Annotated in this window: 12 protein-coding genes; 4 read left to right on the top strand and 8 right to left on the bottom strand. The window is 62.9% G+C overall.

Going from position 1 to position 16914, the window contains the following annotated elements; genetic code table 11:
* Nucleotides 1-177: 177 nt before the first annotated feature.
* Nucleotides 178-1791 (bottom strand): MFS transporter, encoded by a 1614-nt coding sequence (locus A6V37_RS34725; RefSeq protein WP_064271352.1) that lies wholly within the window; start codon nt 1789-1791, stop codon nt 178-180.
* A 127-nt stretch (nt 1792-1918) separates the two neighbouring features.
* On the opposite strand from A6V37_RS34725, the gene A6V37_RS34720 reads away from it, so the two are divergent.
* Nucleotides 1919-2857 carry a LysR family transcriptional regulator gene (locus A6V37_RS34720; protein ID WP_064271350.1) on the top strand — a complete coding sequence of 313 codons (939 nt, stop codon included), beginning with the start codon at nt 1919-1921 and terminating at the stop codon, nt 2855-2857.
* Here A6V37_RS34720 and A6V37_RS34715 read toward each other — a convergent pair.
* Nucleotides 2854-5034 (bottom strand): TonB-dependent siderophore receptor, encoded by a 2181-nt coding sequence (locus tag A6V37_RS34715; protein WP_064271349.1) that lies wholly within the window; start codon nt 5032-5034, stop codon nt 2854-2856. The genes A6V37_RS34720 and A6V37_RS34715 overlap by 4 nt on opposite strands.
* Before the next feature lie 408 nt (nt 5035-5442).
* On the opposite strand from A6V37_RS34715, the gene A6V37_RS34710 reads away from it, so the two are divergent.
* Nucleotides 5443-7671: an NADP-dependent isocitrate dehydrogenase gene (locus tag A6V37_RS34710; protein WP_064271347.1), complete on the top strand. Its 2229-nt coding sequence runs from the start codon at nt 5443-5445 to the stop codon at nt 7669-7671.
* A gap of 158 nt (nt 7672-7829) precedes the next feature.
* Here the strand turns inward: A6V37_RS34710 and A6V37_RS34705 are convergent, their stop codons facing one another.
* The 5 genes from A6V37_RS34705 to A6V37_RS34685 form a co-directional block, all read right to left on the bottom strand.
* Nucleotides 7830-8060 carry a hypothetical protein gene (locus tag A6V37_RS34705; protein WP_064286822.1) on the bottom strand — a complete coding sequence of 77 codons (231 nt, stop codon included), beginning with the start codon at nt 8058-8060 and terminating at the stop codon, nt 7830-7832.
* A 394-nt stretch (nt 8061-8454) separates the two neighbouring features.
* Nucleotides 8455-9273, bottom strand: a complete 819-nt coding sequence (locus A6V37_RS34700; protein ID WP_064271343.1) for an alpha/beta fold hydrolase — start codon at nt 9271-9273, stop codon at nt 8455-8457.
* A 96-nt stretch (nt 9274-9369) separates the two neighbouring features.
* Nucleotides 9370-10725, bottom strand: coding sequence for an MFS transporter (locus tag A6V37_RS34695; RefSeq protein ID WP_064286821.1), 1356 nt, complete (start codon nt 10723-10725; stop codon nt 9370-9372).
* Between the two features lie 131 nt (nt 10726-10856).
* Nucleotides 10857-13133: an acetate--CoA ligase family protein gene (locus tag A6V37_RS34690; RefSeq protein WP_064271339.1), complete on the bottom strand. Its 2277-nt coding sequence runs from the start codon at nt 13131-13133 to the stop codon at nt 10857-10859.
* 8 nt (nt 13134-13141) lie between these two features.
* On the bottom strand, nt 13142-14350 hold the full coding sequence (locus A6V37_RS34685; protein ID WP_064271337.1) for an acyl-CoA dehydrogenase family protein: 1209 nt from the start codon (nt 14348-14350) through the stop codon (nt 13142-13144).
* 144 nt (nt 14351-14494) lie between these two features.
* Between A6V37_RS34685 and A6V37_RS34680 the strand changes: the two genes are divergently transcribed.
* Complete coding sequence (locus A6V37_RS34680) at nt 14495-15346, top strand: IclR family transcriptional regulator (RefSeq protein WP_208607909.1); 852 nt, start codon at nt 14495-14497, stop codon at nt 15344-15346.
* 90 nt (nt 15347-15436) lie between these two features.
* Here the strand turns inward: A6V37_RS34680 and A6V37_RS34675 are convergent, their stop codons facing one another.
* Nucleotides 15437-16084, bottom strand: coding sequence for a TetR/AcrR family transcriptional regulator (locus A6V37_RS34675; protein WP_064271335.1), 648 nt, complete (start codon nt 16082-16084; stop codon nt 15437-15439).
* Nucleotides 16085-16268: 184 nt separating this feature from the next.
* Here A6V37_RS34675 and A6V37_RS34670 point away from each other — a divergent pair, with 184 nt between their 5' ends.
* Complete coding sequence (locus A6V37_RS34670) at nt 16269-16682, top strand: SRPBCC family protein (RefSeq protein ID WP_064271333.1); 414 nt, start codon at nt 16269-16271, stop codon at nt 16680-16682.
* The last annotated feature ends 232 nt before the right edge of the window (nt 16683-16914 follow it).

Raw genomic sequence — 16914 nt, 5'->3', positions numbered from 1 at the left:
GGCGGGACGGGGACTACGGCGAAGTAACGTTGCTCTCCGCCAGGCAACGGACCATCTTCGCAAATCCATGACGGATCCGTATTTCACAAAGCGATCCGTCATGGGAGGCGACGGCCGAGTGGCGAACACCTTGCACGTCGTGATGAGGCGCGTGTTTGCGCGAGGATTAACGCCCGTTCAACAAGCGTCGCATCGGCCGGCTTTCCGCTGCTGCGCGGCAGTGGGCCAACCATTGCCCCACCTTCTGGACGCGCTTCCGGAAATCAGGAAACTGAGCACACCAAGCACGCCTACACCGACCCCGCCGTAGAGCATCACCCAACCAAACCCCTGCATCAACGCACCATGCACGATGCTTCCCGACGGATCGATCTGCGCCAACGCCGGAATGCCCGCTCTGATCGCGTCAACATCACCCGCCGCGATTTTCTCCGCTAGCGCACCAAGCGACGCGATGTCGAGCGATTCCGGCAACCGCGTCTTCAGATTAAAGAGAATGCCGGCCACGAGAATCGCGCCCATCAGCGCGATGTTGATCGCCAGCGTAATCATCCGCGCGCTCATGTCGATGCCGGACGCCATGCCCGCGCGTTCAGCGGGAACCGCGGCGGTCGTCGTATTGGTGACGGGTGTATTGGTGAGGCCGAGGCCCGCGCCGGCGACCATGCAGCCGGGCAGCATGGTCCACACGTCCGCGTGCGCGGCGCTGCTGCCGTAGCGCATCAGCATGAAGCCGAGCCCGATGGTCAGCAGGCCCGCAGGTATCGCGATGCCCGAGCCGTAACGCAGCGCGAGACGTTCGCCGAGCGGCGGAAACAGCAGCGTCGGCAGCGTGTAGGCGAGCAGGGCGAGGCCGGCGCTCACGCTGTCGTAGCCCAGACCGATCTGGAAGTAGATCGGCAGATAGATCATGAACGGCCAGAAGCTGAAATTCATGCCCGCCGATCCCATCAGCGCCCCTGAAAATTGTGGAATCCTGAATACAGAAAAATCGAACATGGGCCGTGCACTGAATTTCTCGGCGAATAGAAAAGCCACGAACGCGAGTACCGTCGCCGCGACAATGAGGAGCGCGCGAGGATTCACGAAGCCGAGTTGCTGGACCTGCGTGATGTAGTACACGAGGCCGAACACCGCGAGCGACAGCGTTACGATGCCGGCCACATCGAGCGTATGCGCGTGCGGATCGCGCGATTCCTGCACGCCGCTGAAAACCAGCGTCAAGGTCACGATGGCGAGCAGTGCATGCACCCAGAAGACCCATTGCCAACTCGAGACAGCCACGATCATCCCGCCGATGATCGGGCCAAAACCCAACCCAATGCCGAAAATAATGCCCCACGCGCTGAACGCGCGAGCACGCTCGGGGCCGTCGCTAAACTGGTGCGACAGCACGGCGACCTGACAGATCAGCATCGCGCCGCCGCTTGCGCCTTGCAACAATCGCGCGACGATCAGCGTCGGCACGCTCTGCGCGAGTCCGCAGATCAACGAGGTGAGGCCGAAGAGCGCAATGCCGATCACAAAGATGCGTCGTCGGCCGAACCGGTCCGCCAGCGTGCCGGTCGCCATTAGCACAGTCGTCACCGCAAGCGTGTACGCGTTCATGATCCATTGCATGCCTTTGAAGTCGCCATGCAGCACCCGCTCGAGCGTCGGCAGGATCACGGGCACGCTGGAAATTTCCAGGCCGAACATCAGCGAAGCAAGACAAATTGCGCCCAACGCCAAGGTGTTTTTGCGGAGGGAGAGGAAGCTGGCCGGCTGCGGCGCGGTCGGATCATTGGACATGGCATTTCACCTCGTTGGTCGATGGGCTTGCCCACCATGGACTGTGTAATATAGGGGGAATATTCGTCCCCATTGGCGCGATAAAATCCCAGAAATGTGTCTTACAAGGAACCAATAAGGCGAAGCGATGAGCGACATCCTCGATGGCGTGACGACGTTCGTGCGTGTGGTGGAAACCGGCAGTTTCGCGCTGGCGGCCGAACGCCTGAACCTGACGCGTTCGGCGGTCGGCAAGGTGATCGTGCGGCTCGAAAAGCGGCTCGGCGTGCGTTTGCTCAATCGCACGACGCGCAGCCAGAGTCTCACTGAAGACGGGCAGGCCTATTACGACCGTTGCGTGCGCGCGCTCGCAGAACTCGAGGCCGCCGAAGCCGACCTGGACTCAGGGCGCCGCGAGCCCAGAGGGCGCTTGCGTGTGAGCGTGCCGCAGGCTTTTGGTCATCACTGCGTGGCGCCGGTGCTGCTTGGGTTGGCGCGCCGGCATCCGCAGTTGAGAATCGACATTTCGATTACCGATCGCTTCGTCGACGTGGTGGAAGAGGGTTATGACCTCGTGGTGCGCGTGGGTCCGCTCGCGGACAGCGTGAGCCTCGCGGCGCGCAAGCTTGGCATGCAGTACGCGAGCATCGGCGCCGCGCCTGCCTATCTGGCGCGTCACGGCACGCCGCGTAACGTGGACGATTTGCGTGGGCACGCGGTGATCGCGTATTTGCGGGCCGGCACAGCGCAGCCATGGGATGTGGTCGACGTCGACGGGCAAATCCGCCGCGCACAAGTCCAGCCGCAGCTCGGCTTCGACGACATGCAAGGGATCGTGGATGCCGCGCTCGCCGGTTTTGGCCTCGCGTGGCTGCCAAGCTGGCTGCTGTCCCGCTACGAGAAAACCGGCGCGCTGGTGACGGTGATGGAAAACTGTTTCCGGCCCGCTCAGGAGGTCCACCTGGTGTGGCCGAAGAGCCGCTATTTACCGCTGAAAACGCGCTGCGCGATCGACGCGCTGGTGGCGGAGATTCCCGCCATGATCGGGGCGCCAGCAGCGGACGCCCCTCGCGTGCGAAATACTTAGAATTGCAAAGTAGCGCTGGCTACGGCCGTGCGAGTCGGCGACGGCGCCACGTAGGCGCCCCATGCGGTCGTCCAGTAACGGCGATTGAAGAGGTTGTTGATGCCTGCCCGGAACGTTACGTCCTTGCCGGCAATCTTCGTCTCGTACCGGCCGCTCAGGTCGAAGGTGGTATAGGCGGGCACGAACTGCGTGTTCTGCGCATCGACGGCCTGGTTGCCGACGTACTTGCCGCCGAACGCCAGTGTCAGGGGACGCAGATACGCCGGGTTGTATTCGACACGGCCCGTCACGGTAAAGCGCGGCGCGCCATAGATGCGCTTGCCTTCCACGCTCGGATCGTCCACATCCACGGCCTTCGTGTCGAGCCACATCACGCCGCCCATCACGCGCCATTCGCTCGTCAGCGCAAGCCAGCCGCTCGCGTCGATGCCGGTGTAGCGCTTGGTGCCGTCCTGCACGAAGATGTTGGCCGCATTCGTGTAGTTGTAGCCCTGATCGACACGGAATAGCGCGAGGTTGGCGCCCCACTTGCTGTGGTCGGTTTTGAAGCCGATTTCATACTGCTTGCTCTTCAACGGACCGAACGTCGCCGGGTAGTTGAGGTTGATGTTCGAAGCCGCGCCGCCTTGTTCCAGCGACTCCACATAACTCGTGTACAGCGTCGAATACGGATCGGTCTTGAACATCAGCGCGAAAGTCGGCGTGACCGGGTCCGCCTGGTATTGCGACGTCACCGCGCCGCTCGGGTCGTAGACGTGCTGCTGATATTGCGTGTAACGCACGCCGACGAGAGCCGACAGGCGCGACGTGAGTTGCACCGTATCGCTCGCGTACACGGCGGCCTGGGTTGTGCGCTGCTGACGGTACAGGTCCGAGCCGATGCTGACTTCGTCGTTGGTCAGCAAGGTGCTGCTGTACAGATTGCCGGTGCCGAGGAGGTAGCCTTGGTTCCAGCCGACGCTGTTGCTGTATTCGCTGGTTTGCGTCTCGAACCCCGCGCCGACCACCACGTCATGCTTGATGCTGCCGGTGTTGAACGTGCCCTGCACCATGGCGTCGACGTTCTGGTAGAAGTAGCGCGTCATGGCCGCATAGAGCGTGTTCGAATAGTTGCCGGCGCTGTCGGTGACGAAAAGGAAGCTGTCCGAATTAGTTCGGTTCTCCTTGGCGAAGCGGTACTTCAGACTGGCGTGCCAGTTTTCGGAGAGGCGGTAATCGAGGCCCGTGCCGAACGAGGCCATTTCGGTCTGGTAGTAATTCTGTGGCTGCGTCAGCGCATGGGTGACAGTGCTCGCGTCAGGAATGCCCAGGCCGCTGCCGAACATCAGGCCGAATAGCGTGCCGTTGGTTTTGCGCTTCTGATAGAACGCGTCTGCGGTCCACGTCAGGTCCGGCGTAATGCGGAAGTCGAACGCGAGCGACGCGACTTGGCGGCGTACGTGACCGTGGTCCTCGGCGGTGTTGCCGTCTTCGTTGACGAGGTTCAGGCGGTAGCCGAAACGGTTGTCGTTGCCGAAGCGCCCGCCCAGATCCACGGCCTCGCTGAATACGCCGGCTGATTTATAGCCGACGCTGATGCTGCGGTACGGATCGTCTGTGGGGCGTTTCAGCACGTAATTGACGATACCGCCCGGCGCGCCGAATCCGTACATGAAGCCGGACAGGCCCTTGAGCAGTTCGACCTGTTCGAACGGTTCGAGCGAGAGATCGGTGTCCCACGACGGAAACGTCTGGCCATCTACCTTGATGCTGTTCAGCGTGTCGATCGGCATGCCGCGCACGGTGAAGTTCGAATTTTCGCTCACCGCGTTTTCGCTGATGACGGACACGGCCGGGTCGTACTTGAACAGGTCGTTGGCGGTGGCCGCGAAGCGGTCTTGCGCTTCGTCGCTCGTCACGACGTGGGTCGAGAAGGGGGTGTCCACCTGCTTGCGCGTGCCGAGCGCGCCGGCGCCGACGGTATCGGCCTGCGCGACGGTGTTGTCTTTCGATGCCGACACGCTGACCGCGGGCAAGGTGGCGGCGGCATCGCTCGCCGCCGCCTGCGCCCAACCCGACGGCGACAGCGTGGAAAACGTCAACCCGACGCTGGCCAGAAGCCCCGCACTCAGTAGCGACGGCGAGCGGCGCTGGCCGCGCGTCAATGCCGGTCGACCGGCAACGTATGAATTCTGCATGTTGTTTGAATTAGGCAGGTTGGTACCGCCGCGCACCGACAAGGTGCGAAACGGCGTCTGACGAACGAGTGGCTGGTTAAGCGGATGGTGAAAACAGGAATTCGTGCAAATGATAATGCAACTGATTCTCATTAACAAATTATTTTGTGAGATGAGTCATCTATAAGACATCTGTCATAAGACGCAGGCAATTGGCCTCAAAGCCTTATCTGGCGGGGCTTACCCATCTTGAGTGGGTGTCCGGGACCTGTTTGTTTAGCAGCAGATAGAGGAAAACACGCATATACTCACGTCCGTGCCGTACAAAGTAGTGCCGTGGGTCGCGCTGCGTTTCGCCGCCTGGGGCCGCCTTCGCCGGCTTGGCGCCATCAGCGCTCTGTCTAACCCTTCACCTTGCAAAGCATCGATATGTCCACATCGCCGAAGATCATCTACACCCTGACCGACGAAGCGCCGGCCCTCGCAACTTACTCGCTGCTGCCGATCGTCAAGGCGTTCACGCGCTCGTCCGACGTGATCGTTGAAACGCGCGATATCTCGCTCGCCGGCCGGATCATCGCTGCATTTCCCGACTACCTGACCGCGGAACAGAAGGGTTCCGACGATCTGGCGGAACTGGGTGGACTCACCACGCGTCCGGAAGCGAACATCGTCAAACTGCCGAACATCAGCGCGTCGGTGCCGCAGCTGAAGGCCGCCATCACGGAATTGCGCGACCAGGGCTACAAGCTGCCGTCCTACCCGGACGTGGCGACGACGGACACGGAGAAGGACGTCAAGGCGCGCTACGACAAGATCAAGGGCAGCGCGGTCAACCCGGTGCTGCGTGAAGGCAATTCGGACCGCCGCGCGCCGCTGTCGGTGAAGAACTATGCACGCAAGCACCCGCACAAGATGGGCGCGTGGACCGCGGATTCGAAGTCGCACGTCGCGAACATGAGCGGCGGTGATTTCTACGGCAGCGAAAAGTCGGCGCTGATCGCGGCAGCCGGCGCGGTGAAGATCGAACTGACGGCCGCCGACGGCACGAAGACGGTCCTGAAGGAAAAGACCGCCGTGCAAGCGGGCGAAATCATCGACGCATCGGTGCTGAGCAAGAACGCGCTGCGCAGCTTCATCGAGGCGGAGATCAACGACGCCAAGGCGAAGGGCGTGCTGTTCTCGGTGCACCTGAAGGCCACCATGATGAAGGTGTCGGATCCGATCATCTTCGGTCACGTGGTGTCGGTGTTCTACAAAGACGTGCTGGCCAAGCACGCCGACGCGCTGGCGCAAGCCGGCTTCAACCCGAACAACGGTATCGGCGATCTGTACGCGCGCCTGAAGGATCTGCCGGCGGAAACGGTTGCAGCGATCGAAGCCGACATCAAGGCGCAGTACGAACAGCGCCCGCAACTGGCCATGGTCAATTCGGACAAGGGCATTACCAGCCTGCACGTGCCGAGCGACGTGATCGTCGACGCGTCCATGCCGGCCATGATTCGCGAGTCGGGCAAGATGTGGGGTGCCGACGGCGCGCTGCACGACGCCAAGGCGGTGATCCCGGACCGCTGCTACGCCGGCGTCTACCAGGCGGTGATCGAAGACTGCAAGAAGAACGGCGCGTTCGACCCGGTCACGATGGGCACGGTGCCCAACGTCGGCCTGATGGCACAAGCCGCGGAAGAATACGGTTCACACGACAAGACGTTCCAGATTCCGGCGAACGGCGTGGTCCGCGTGACGGACGCAGCCGGCACGGTGCTGATCGAACAGCCGGTGGAAGCCGGCGACATCTGGCGCATGTGCCAGACCAAGGACGCGCCGGTGCAGGACTGGGTCAAGCTCGCGGTGAACCGCGCGCGCGCCACCGGCACGCCGGCGGTGTTCTGGCTGGACGCGGCTCGTGCGCACGACGCCCAGATCATCAAGAAGGTCGAGCAATACCTGAAGGATCACGACACCAGCGGTCTGGACATTCGCGTCATGACCCCGGTCGAAGCCACGAAGTTCTCGATCGAGCGCATCCGCGCCGGCAAGGACACGATCTCGGTCACCGGCAACGTGCTGCGCGACTACCTGACCGACCTGTTCCCGATCATGGAACTGGGCACGAGCGCGAAGATGTTGTCGATCGTCCCGCTGATGGCAGGTGGCGGCATGTTCGAAACCGGCGCGGGCGGTTCGGCGCCGAAGCATGTTCAGCAACTGGTGGAAGAAGGCTTCCTGCGTTGGGACTCGCTGGGTGAATTCCTGGCGCTGGCCGCGTCGCTCGAACACCTGAGCAGCGCGTATCACAACCCGAAGGCGCAGGTGCTGGCGAAGACGCTGGATCAGGCAACCGGCAAGTTCCTCGACAACGACAAGTCGCCGGCGCGCAAGGTTGGCGGTATCGACAACCGCGGCAGCCACTTCTACCTCGCGATGTACTGGGCGGAAGCACTGGCCGCGCAAACCGAAGACGCGGCGTTGCAGGCGCAGTTCGCCGGCGTGGCGAAGGCCATGGGCGAGAACGAAGCGAAGATCGTCGCGGAACTGGGTGCAGCGCAGGGCAAACCGGTGGAGATCGGCGGCTACTACCGTCCGAATGTCGAACTGACGAGCAAGGCCATGCGTCCGAGCGCGACGCTGAACCAGATCGTGGACTCGGTTGCTTAAAGTACCGAAGGCACGGAAAGTACCGAACGTACTGAAATAAGCTGAAGCACGAAAGCAGCTAGCCGCACTGATGTAAGCGGCCAACATGACGATGGCGCTCTTGAGCGCCATCGTCGTTTTTACATCTACGTGGGCAACGGTCATACCGGGACCGGCCATCACACGTGAACGATTTCCCAGTCGCTGAGCTTCTCCGGAATTTCGAGCGTCGACGTATCGTCGCCTTCCGACAGATGCGGGCAGATCCGGCCGCGCGCGAGGTCGTCAGCCGCTTCTTGCGGGCAGGAAAATTGTCCGAGCGTCTCGTTGCCGTAAGTGGCTTCCCAACCGCCCTGTCCCGGCAAAATGTAGAACGCTCCCTGGTTCGAACCAAAGCGAAAGCCTTTCATTTTTAGTCTCCCAATTGCCATGTAAAAACCGTGGTGCCGCGGCGGCTTCGTGGGTGAGGTTGGGGGACCGTCAGACTGCGTTTCCATCCCATCCAAATTCACTCGATTTCCGAAGCGTCGGCTCTTGGGAAAGAGTCTACGTCAGCAGGTTGCGGCGCAAGTGGTAGTTAGACACTTCGCTCGGTCAAAAAATATTGTTTAAAAATAAAGGCTTGCGAGCTTCATTTTACGATGTGCAACGTGGGGCGACATTGCGAAATGGCAAATTTGTGCCACGCACCACGATTTTTTACGAAGCAATGGATCGTTTCGTATCGTGAAATTTTGAGGCTTTTGACGACCCCCGTGCGTACCGAGGAATGGCAAGGCCACGCGCAACGCATGGCGGTGCCGTTCAACCGGCGAGCCGTCGCAGGAAATTGAGCAGCACGTGGTTGAATTGCGCGGGTCGTTGCAGCGGGGCGAAATGGCTGACGCCGGGCAGCAATATCAACTCCGCGCCGGGGATGCTGCGGGCGAGGTAGTCGGCGTGTTCCGGCTTGATGAATTCATCGTGCTCGCTTTGCACGATCGCTACGGGCACGCGGATCCGGGCCAGATCGCCGGCGTGGTAGTTGGGCTCGGTTTTCATCATCGCGCTGACTGCGCCGACAAACGCCTCGAAGTCTTCCGGTGTGGCCGAGAGCAGGGCGTAGTCTTTTGCGTGGCGGCTGAAGCAGCGCTCGATCACCGGCGTCGGCACGAAAGGCTTCGTGCCGCTTGGGTCCATGTTGCAGGCAAAAAAGAACACGCCCGTCACGCGTTCGGGGGCGCTCATGCCCAGCACCATCGCGATGCAGGCGCCGTCGCTCCAACCCACCATCGCCGCGCGTTCTAGCTGCAACGCGTCCATGACGGCCAGCACGTCGGACGCCATCAATTCATACCGGTAGGGCTGTGTGTCGCGCGTGCTGCGCCCATGGCCGCGGCTATCGATCACCACCACGCGATGCCCCGCGTCGAGCAGCGCCGGAACCTGGCCACCCCAGTTGCCGCTGTGGCCGAGACCCCCATGTAGCAGAATCACTGGCGCGCCATCGCCGTACGACGCGTACCAGATGCGCGCACCTTCGTTCTCGACATGGCCTTCGTCGTCGGAAACCGGCAGCGGCGGCGCGCCGTGCGCTTCGAAATGCGCGAGGTGGTCGTCGTGCGGTGCGCTGGAAGTAGTCATCGCCGTCGTCTCCGCTGCCTTGGAAAACGTCAGGTTGCCAGCGATGCAGGTCTCAGATCAATACACCTACGGGATTTTGCGCGCGGACAATTCGAGTCAATGCGCGGGCGCATTGCCGCCGGGTGCGAGCCGTCGTTCCGGCGCAGGAAACACGACCAGCATCAGGATGACCCCTGCCAGCAGCACGACGGCCAGCCCGATCAGCCCGTATTGCGCGCTGCCGGTCTGGGTCTTGACCCAGCCGACGAACGCCGGGCTCACGAACCCGCCGGTCCCGCCAAGACTCGTGATCATGGCAATTCCGCCTGCCGCCGACGAGCGCGGCAGGAACGTCTGCGGAATCGTCCAGAACACGACGAACGACCCGTACGACTCGGCGGCGGCCAGCGCAAGCAAGCCGACGCCGAGTGTGACGTTGTGGCCGGCGGCGGGCAGCAGGGCGAAGGCGAGCGCGGTGACGCAGGCGCTCGCGGCGACGTGCCAGCGGCGCTCCATGGTGCGGTCGGAGCTGGCGCCGACAATGTAGGTGCCCAGCGCGGCAGCGATAAACACCAGCGCCGACAGCAGGCCCACGTCCAGCACGCTGGCAACGCCCATGTCGCGGATGATGGTCGGCGCCCAGAAGCCGATCGCGTTGAACGGCATCATCACCGCGAAGTAGACGAGCGCCGCGAGATAGACGCGCGGGTTGGCGAGCGCGCCGCGCAGCCCGTCGAGATGGCCGGTCTGTTTCGTCTTTTCGTCGGCGGCGAGCTCACGCGCTACCAGCGCTTTTTCCGGTTCGTTCAGCCAGCTGACATCTTCCGGCTTGTCGCCCAGCGTGACGAAGGCGACGATGCCGAGCGTCACAGCGGGCACGCCTTCGAGAAGAAACAGCCACTGCCAGCCGGGTAAGCCGCCCACGCCCGCCAGCCGCGTCATGATGAACCCCGACAGCGGGCCGCCGACAATGCCGGCCACCGCGGTGGCCATCATCAGGAACGCGGTCACGCGCGCGCGCCGCGCACCCGGAAACCAGCAGCTCAGATAGAAGATGATGCCGGGGAAGAAGCCGGCTTCCGTCACGCCGAGCAGGAAGCGCATCGCGTAGAACTGCGTCGGCGTGCGCACGAACATCATCAGGCTCGACACGAGTCCCCACGCGAACATGATGCGCAGGAGCGTGCGGCGTGCGCCGATACGCTGCATCCATAGATTGCTCGGCACTTCGAACAGCACGTAGCCGATGAAAAAGAGCCCCGCGCCGAGGCCATAGGTCGACTCGGAGAACCCGAGGTCGTGCATGATCTGCAGCTTGGCGAAGCTGATGTTCACGCGGTCGATATAACTGATCACGTAGCAGAGAAACAGCAACGGGATCAGCCGGACAAAGATCTTGCGATACGTGCGTTCGACGTCGACGGATGTAAAGCCGTCCGCCGCCGATGTGCCTGAATGTGAATAGCCGTGCATGATGGTCTCGCGCGAAGAATGCCAACTGCGGTGAGCGTCGCCGAGCGTTTTACTGCATGTAGCGCGATCCTGGCGCACGTCATGCGGTCACGCTGCGATGCCCGGTCTCAAAGCGGCCCGGCACCGCTCCACTATCCGTCCACGACAGCCGGCGCGCCATGCTCGTTTTCATGCAAGGCGGCGGCCAGACCGGCGGCGTCGGCGGATTCCGCGGTCCCGGCGGCTCCGGTAACGCACGGCAGCAGGCGCGCCAATGCGTCGCCGGCCCGCACACCTTTGCCCGCGGGCAGCACGAACAGCGGATTGATATCCAGTTCCCGCAAACTCGCCCGCTGATCGAGCGCCATCGCGGAGAGCGCAACGAGGGTTTCGACGAGCGCCTCGATATCGGCCGGTGGCTTGCCGCGCGCGCCGTCCAGAATCGCGAAGGCGCGCAGTTCGCGGATCATCGCGTGGGCCGCGTCGTGCGTGAGCGGTGCGAGCCGGAACGTCACATCCTTCAGCACCTCGGCATAGATGCCGCCGAGTCCGCACATGAGCGCCGGCCCGAACGACGCATCGTTCTCGATGCCGACGATCATCTCGATCGCGTCGCGAATCTCCTCCTGCACCAGCACGCCGTCGATTCGCGCGTGCGGCACATGACGGCGCGCGTTCCCGACGATGGCGTCGAAGGCCTCGGCGAGCGCCGCTTCATCGCGAATGCCGACCCGCACCGCGCCGGCTTCGGTCTTGTGCGGGATGTCCGGCGACTGGACCTTGATCACGAGCGGAAAGCCGATGGCCCGCGCGATGGCGCACGCTTCGTCGCGGTTGTGCGCGAGCGCGCTTTTCGGCGTCGCGATGCCGTAATCGCGCAGCAGCGCCTGCGCTGCGTGTTCGGTCAGGTCGCCTGGTTTGCCCTGATGGGCGGCCAGCAGTGCGCGGGCGTGGTCGACGTCGTAACGGGCCAACTCGCGCGGTTGCGCATCGCGTGCCGCCGCGCGGGTTCGCCGTGCCTGGGCATAGTCGGACAACGCGGCGAACGCGCGCCCGCAACGCACCGGTGTCGCATACAGCGGCACACCGTGCGCCCTGATTGTCTCGTACGCTTCGCGGGCCATGTCGTGGCGCGCGTTCCAGGCGAGCATCATCGGCTTGTCGGTGGTGCCGTAGACCCGCACGATGGCCGAAGCCATGGCCTGCGCGACTCCGCCGCTGGCAGCCGCCGCCATGATCGCGACGGCGTCGATGTTCGGATCGTCGGCGATGATCTGCAACGCGTCGGCGAAAATTTTCGGCTCGGCGAGAATGCCCGCGGTCAGATCGATCGGATTGTTCAGCGAGGCGAACGCGGGCACGATTGGCTTGAGGCGCTCGAGTGTGGCCGCCGACAAGGCCGGCACCGACATGCCGCGCTCCGCGCAGGCGTCGGTGATGAGAATGCCCGCGCCGCCGGAGAGCGTGACGACCGCAATCCGGTTGCCGCGCGGCAGGCGTCCGGCTTCGAACGCCTGTGCGTAGTCGCCGAGGTCCGCGACGTCGGTCACTTCGATCACGCCGGTCTGGCGGAAGGCCGTGCGGTAGAGCGCCGAGGCGCCGCCCAGATTCGCCGTATGCGACGCGGCGGCCTTGGCGCCATCGGCGGTGTTGCCGACTTTCCAGGCGAGCAGCGGCTTGCCCGCGTCGAGCGCGCGGTTCGCGACCTCGACGAGACGGTGCGCGTCTTTCAGTCCTTCGATGTACGTCGCGATCAGCGACGTTTGCGGATCGTCGATGCAGGCGTCGACGAGATCGAGGAGGCTCACGTCGGCCTCGTTGCCGGTGGTGAGGAAGTGCCGCAAGCCGATGCCGAGCTCGTCGGCCATGAGCAGCAGCGCACAACCGAAGCCGCCGCTTTGCGAAATCAGCGACAGGCCGCCGCGCCGGTAGCCGACGCCGAACGGTGCGCCGAATCCCGCGTAGACGTTGGCGCCCGTGCTGACGAATCCCTGGCAGTTCGGTCCGATCACGCGAATGCCGAACGCCTTTGCAATGTCCGCGCATTCGCGCTGCAATGCGGCTCCGGCTTCACCCGCTTCGGCGAAGCCTGAGCTATACACGATCGCGAAGCGCACGCCTTTTTCGCCGCACTGGCGCAACATCTCGGGCACGCGCCGCGCCGCGACGAGAATCAGGGCGAGGTCCGGCCCAACCGGCAAGGCGGCGATGCTGCCGTGACACGCAACGCCGTCGATCTCCGTGTATTTCGGATTCACCGGATAAAGCTCGCCGCGGTAACCGTGCTGCATGAGAAAACGCATCGGCTGGCCGCTGATCGACTTGGGATCGTTCGATGCGCCAATGATCGCAATGGCGCGCGGATCGACGAGCCGCCCGATATCGAGCGCGCCGGTGCGGGACGGGGCGGAACGCGGGGCAGTGTTCATGACCGTCCTCATGCAGCACGTGCAGCGTCGGCGCGCACGCTGTCGTTTGGCGTGGGCTGATCGCGTTCGGCGACGCGCCGGAGTGTGAGCTTCGCGATGTTCAACTGATGAATCTGCGTGGTGCCTTCATAAATACGGAAAGCGCGCACGTCGCGATAAAACCGCTCGACTGCGTTGCCGGCCAGATAACCGCGTCCGCCCAGCATCTGGACTGCGCGGTCCGCGACGCGTCCGCACATCTCCGAGGCGAACATCTTGCACATGGAGGCTTCGAGCGCGACATCCTCGCCTGCATCGCGTTTGCGCGCGGTTTCGAGAATCATCGAGCGCGCGGCGAAGATTTCAGTCTGGCATTCGGCGATCAGCGCCTGCACCAGCTGGAATTCGGCAATGGGCTTGCCGAACTGTTCGCGTTTCGAGGTATAGGCCACCGCTTCCTCGAGCATGCGAATGGCCGGTCCGGTGCACAGCGCGGCGAGATGGATGCGCTGCTTGTTCAGCACCTTCATCGCGGTCCGGAAACCCATGCCTTCGATTCCGCCAATCAGATTGGCCGCCGGCACGCGGCATCCGTCGAACACCACGTCGCCGACTGGCGACCCCGCCTGGCCCATTTTCTCGTAGGGTGCGCTGGTGGACAGCCCCGGCATGCCGCGCTCGACGAGGAACGCCGAAATGCCGCCGGCGCCGGGCGTGGCGGAATCGGTGCGGGCCATCACGGTAAACAGATCGGCGATCGGCGCGTTGGTGATGAAGCACTTGCGGCCGTCGAGCACATAGTGATCGCCGTCGCGCCGCGCGGTGGTGCGCAAGGCCGTCGCGTCCGAACCGGCGCCCGGTTCGGTCAAGGCGAATGCGCCGGTCATTTCTCCCGCGGCGAGCCGTGGCAGATAGCGCTGCTTCTGGGCGTCCGAGCCGTCGGCGACAAGCGCCTCCGAGCCAATGCCGGTGTTGGTGCCCACGCGAGCGCGAAAGGCGACCGACGCTTGCGAAAGCTCGAACGCGCCGCGCACGAGCTGTTCGGTCGACAGCCCCGCGCCGCCGAAATCACGCGGAATGCTCCAGCCGAAATAACCGAGTTGGCGCATGCGCTGGACGAGGTCCGCCGGCACGGCGTCGGCCTGCTCGATCTCGTTTTCGCGGGGGATCGCCTCTTCGCGGACAAACCGCGTGACATCGGCGAGCATCGAGTCGAAATGCGAGGCATTGCTGGTCATTCCTGTCTCCGTTATGTGAATCGTTTGATGGCTTCACTATCGAAGATTTACAGGCGGTCGGTGCATTTTGTTCGACTCTGCAGAACAGAGTTTGGATATGCAGAACGTGTGGCGCAGAATAGGCCAATCGGAAGAGGAACCCTCATGGCAGCCCACAACCCGCATCCCGAGACGGCGGCACTCGCCAGCGACTATCTGGATTCGAAGGCGCGCTACGTGCCGGACGAATTCGACGGCGACCGCCAGTTCGCAACCACGCTGGCGCGCGGACTCGACATCCTGCACTGCTTCACGCCGCGCGAGTCGCAGCTCGGCAACGCCGAACTGGCGGCGCGCACCGGCATGACCAAGGCCACGATTTCGCGCTTCACCTACACGCTGACCCGCCTCGGCTACTTGCGCGTCAATCGTATGAATAACAAGTTTCAGCTGGGGTCGGCGGTGCTGTCCCTAGGCTATCCGTTGCTCGCCAGCATGAGCGTGCGGCAGATTGCGCGGCCGTCGATGAAGGAACTGGCGGATCAGATTCGCGGGTCGGTGTCGCTCGGCATGCGCGACCGGCTCAATGTCGTGTATCTGGAAAGCAGCCGCAGCGCCACGCCGCTCGGATTGCCGGCGGATATCGGCCTGAGCTATCCGATCGTACGAACCGCGATGGGCCGAGCGCTGCTCGCGGCGCTGCCCGCCGAACGGCGCGAGGCGCTTTGCAATGAAATCGCGGTTAAGTCCCCACATGACTGGAGTACGTTTCGTGACCGCGTGTTGAGTTCGGTCGACTATTACTACGAGCGCGGGTTCTGCGTGTCGTACGGCGACTTGCGACGCGAGGTGCACGCCGTCGCCGTGCCGATGAAGCCATCAGCCGACGGCGAGATTCTGGCTTTCAATTGCGGCGTGCCGTCTTATTCGCTGAAGGACAAGCAACTGGAGTCCGATACTGGTCCGCGGCTCTTGTCGATTGTGCGGAGCGTGGCAGGGGCGATGTGGATTTATTGATGGGGCGGGGGGCGGCCGTTGGGCCAGGAGGCCTGATAAAAATCGACTCATGATTTGAGTCGATTAAACGCCTAATCGACTCACAGTCGGTTATCGCGCCCGGCGTGAAGTCTTCCTCGGTTCGCGCGGAGACCCTGCCTGTTGCGGTGCGGGCCAAATCGCCATCGCCGTGCGTACGACCGCCGCCAGCACTTTTTGCGTGGCACCGTCGCGCGCCTGCAACGACATGCCATGCAACACGGTGACGAAATAGGCGGTGAGCGCATCGGCGTCGGTGTCCTGCGGCAGTTCTCCGTTCGCCACACCCTGCACCAGGCGTTTGCGAATGTCTTTTGATGTGGCAAGCCGCAGGCCGCGCAGAAAATCATTCGCGGCCTCGTTGGACGGCGCGTAGTTCGTGGTGCCCAGCACCACGAGGCAACCGCGCGGCTTCCCATGCAAGGTGAGAGCGGAAGTTGCCGCCATCAGCATGCCCTCAATCGCTTCGCGCGCGGACACAGCTTCGCGCAATGCCTTGCCGGTCGAACTGCCGTCGGTGGCGCGATAGTGCGCCACCGCCTCGCGAAAGAGCGCTGCCTTGTCGCCGAATGCCGCATACAGGCTCGGCGCCTTGATCCCCATTGCAGCGGTCAGATCAGCCATGGACGTGCCTTCGTAGCCACGCGCCCAAAACACTTCCATTGCCTGCTGCAGTGCCGCTTCGCGATCGAAGCCGCGAGGGCGTCCACGTTCGGACATGCTCGATCCAATTCTGTAACGGTTGCTAAAAATTTGACGCATCCAGATGCGTGCGGCTATTCTATAGCGATCGCTAATTAATTGGAAATGCGATAACTCGACTCTGTTGATTGTCGAGCCCCGATCCTGGTGTGGCGCTGCCAGGCTTCACTCAACCCGTTGGCCGCAAACGAAAGGAAGAACAATGTCCAAGAAAATCACTGTCGAAACGCTCGTCGATGCTCCCGTCGCCAAGGTCTGGAGTGCGTACACGACGCCGAGCGATATCAAGCAGTGGAACACGGCGTCTGACGATTGGCACACAACGCAATCTACCGTCGATCTGCGCGTCGGCGGCGTCTTCTCATCGCGCATGGAGGCCAAGGACGGCAGCTTCGGTTTTGATTTCGAAGGGACCTATACCAAGGTGGTGCCTCACGAACTGCTGGAGTTCTCGTTTGGCGACCGCACTGCATCGGTGGCGTTCATACCCGGAGCCAAGGGCGTGACGGTGCGTGTCGAGTTCGATGCTGAATCGGAGAATTCTGTCGAACAGCAACAGCAAGGGTGGCAGGCCATCTTGAACAATTTTGCGAAGTTCGTTCAAGCGCGGCAGTAAGGGGGCAGGCAGCACACGACCGATACGTTTCGAATCGTGTTATTGCTGAGTCACACCCTATCCTGATGTCGGGAAAGCATTGTTAGACAGTCAGGATAGGGCCATGTGGGAGTGTCCGAATTTTTGTGTGCAAGGCAGGTAAAAGCCTGCCGGATGGCAGGCCATCAAATGCATTTTATGAGTGGTTTCTTGTGAAGCGGTCCTCGTAGAGGATCGCGAACTGGTTCATCGC

The sequence above is a fragment of the Paraburkholderia ginsengiterrae genome (genome assembly GCF_001645125.1).
GTDB classification, from domain to species: Bacteria; Pseudomonadota; Gammaproteobacteria; order Burkholderiales; family Burkholderiaceae; genus Paraburkholderia; species Paraburkholderia ginsengiterrae.
This window is presented reverse-complemented; position numbering and strand designations above follow the sequence as displayed.

Bases quoted from the DNA above. Each gene is read 5' to 3' on its own strand.
- A6V37_RS34680 (WP_208607909.1), top strand. From the start codon at position 14,495: ATGGCAGCCCACAACCCGCATCCCGAGACGGCGGCACTCGCCAGCGAC.
- A6V37_RS34700 (WP_064271343.1), bottom strand. From the start codon at position 9,273: ATGACTACTTCCAGCGCACCGCACGACGACCACCTCGCGCATTTCGAA.
- A6V37_RS34675 (WP_064271335.1), bottom strand. From the start codon at position 16,084: ATGTCCGAACGTGGACGCCCTCGCGGCTTCGATCGCGAAGCGGCACTG.
- A6V37_RS34720 (WP_064271350.1), top strand. From the start codon at position 1,919: ATGAGCGACATCCTCGATGGCGTGACGACGTTCGTGCGTGTGGTGGAA.
- A6V37_RS34685 (WP_064271337.1), bottom strand. From the start codon at position 14,350: ATGACCAGCAATGCCTCGCATTTCGACTCGATGCTCGCCGATGTCACG.
- A6V37_RS34710 (WP_064271347.1), top strand. From the start codon at position 5,443: ATGTCCACATCGCCGAAGATCATCTACACCCTGACCGACGAAGCGCCG.
- A6V37_RS34690 (WP_064271339.1), bottom strand. From the start codon at position 13,133: ATGAACACTGCCCCGCGTTCCGCCCCGTCCCGCACCGGCGCGCTCGAT.
- A6V37_RS34725 (WP_064271352.1), bottom strand. From the start codon at position 1,791: ATGTCCAATGATCCGACCGCGCCGCAGCCGGCCAGCTTCCTCTCCCTC.
- A6V37_RS34695 (WP_064286821.1), bottom strand. From the start codon at position 10,725: ATGCACGGCTATTCACATTCAGGCACATCGGCGGCGGACGGCTTTACA.
- A6V37_RS34670 (WP_064271333.1), top strand. From the start codon at position 16,269: ATGTCCAAGAAAATCACTGTCGAAACGCTCGTCGATGCTCCCGTCGCC.
- A6V37_RS34705 (WP_064286822.1), bottom strand. From the start codon at position 8,060: ATGAAAGGCTTTCGCTTTGGTTCGAACCAGGGAGCGTTCTACATTTTG.
- A6V37_RS34715 (WP_064271349.1), bottom strand. From the start codon at position 5,034: ATGCAGAATTCATACGTTGCCGGTCGACCGGCATTGACGCGCGGCCAG.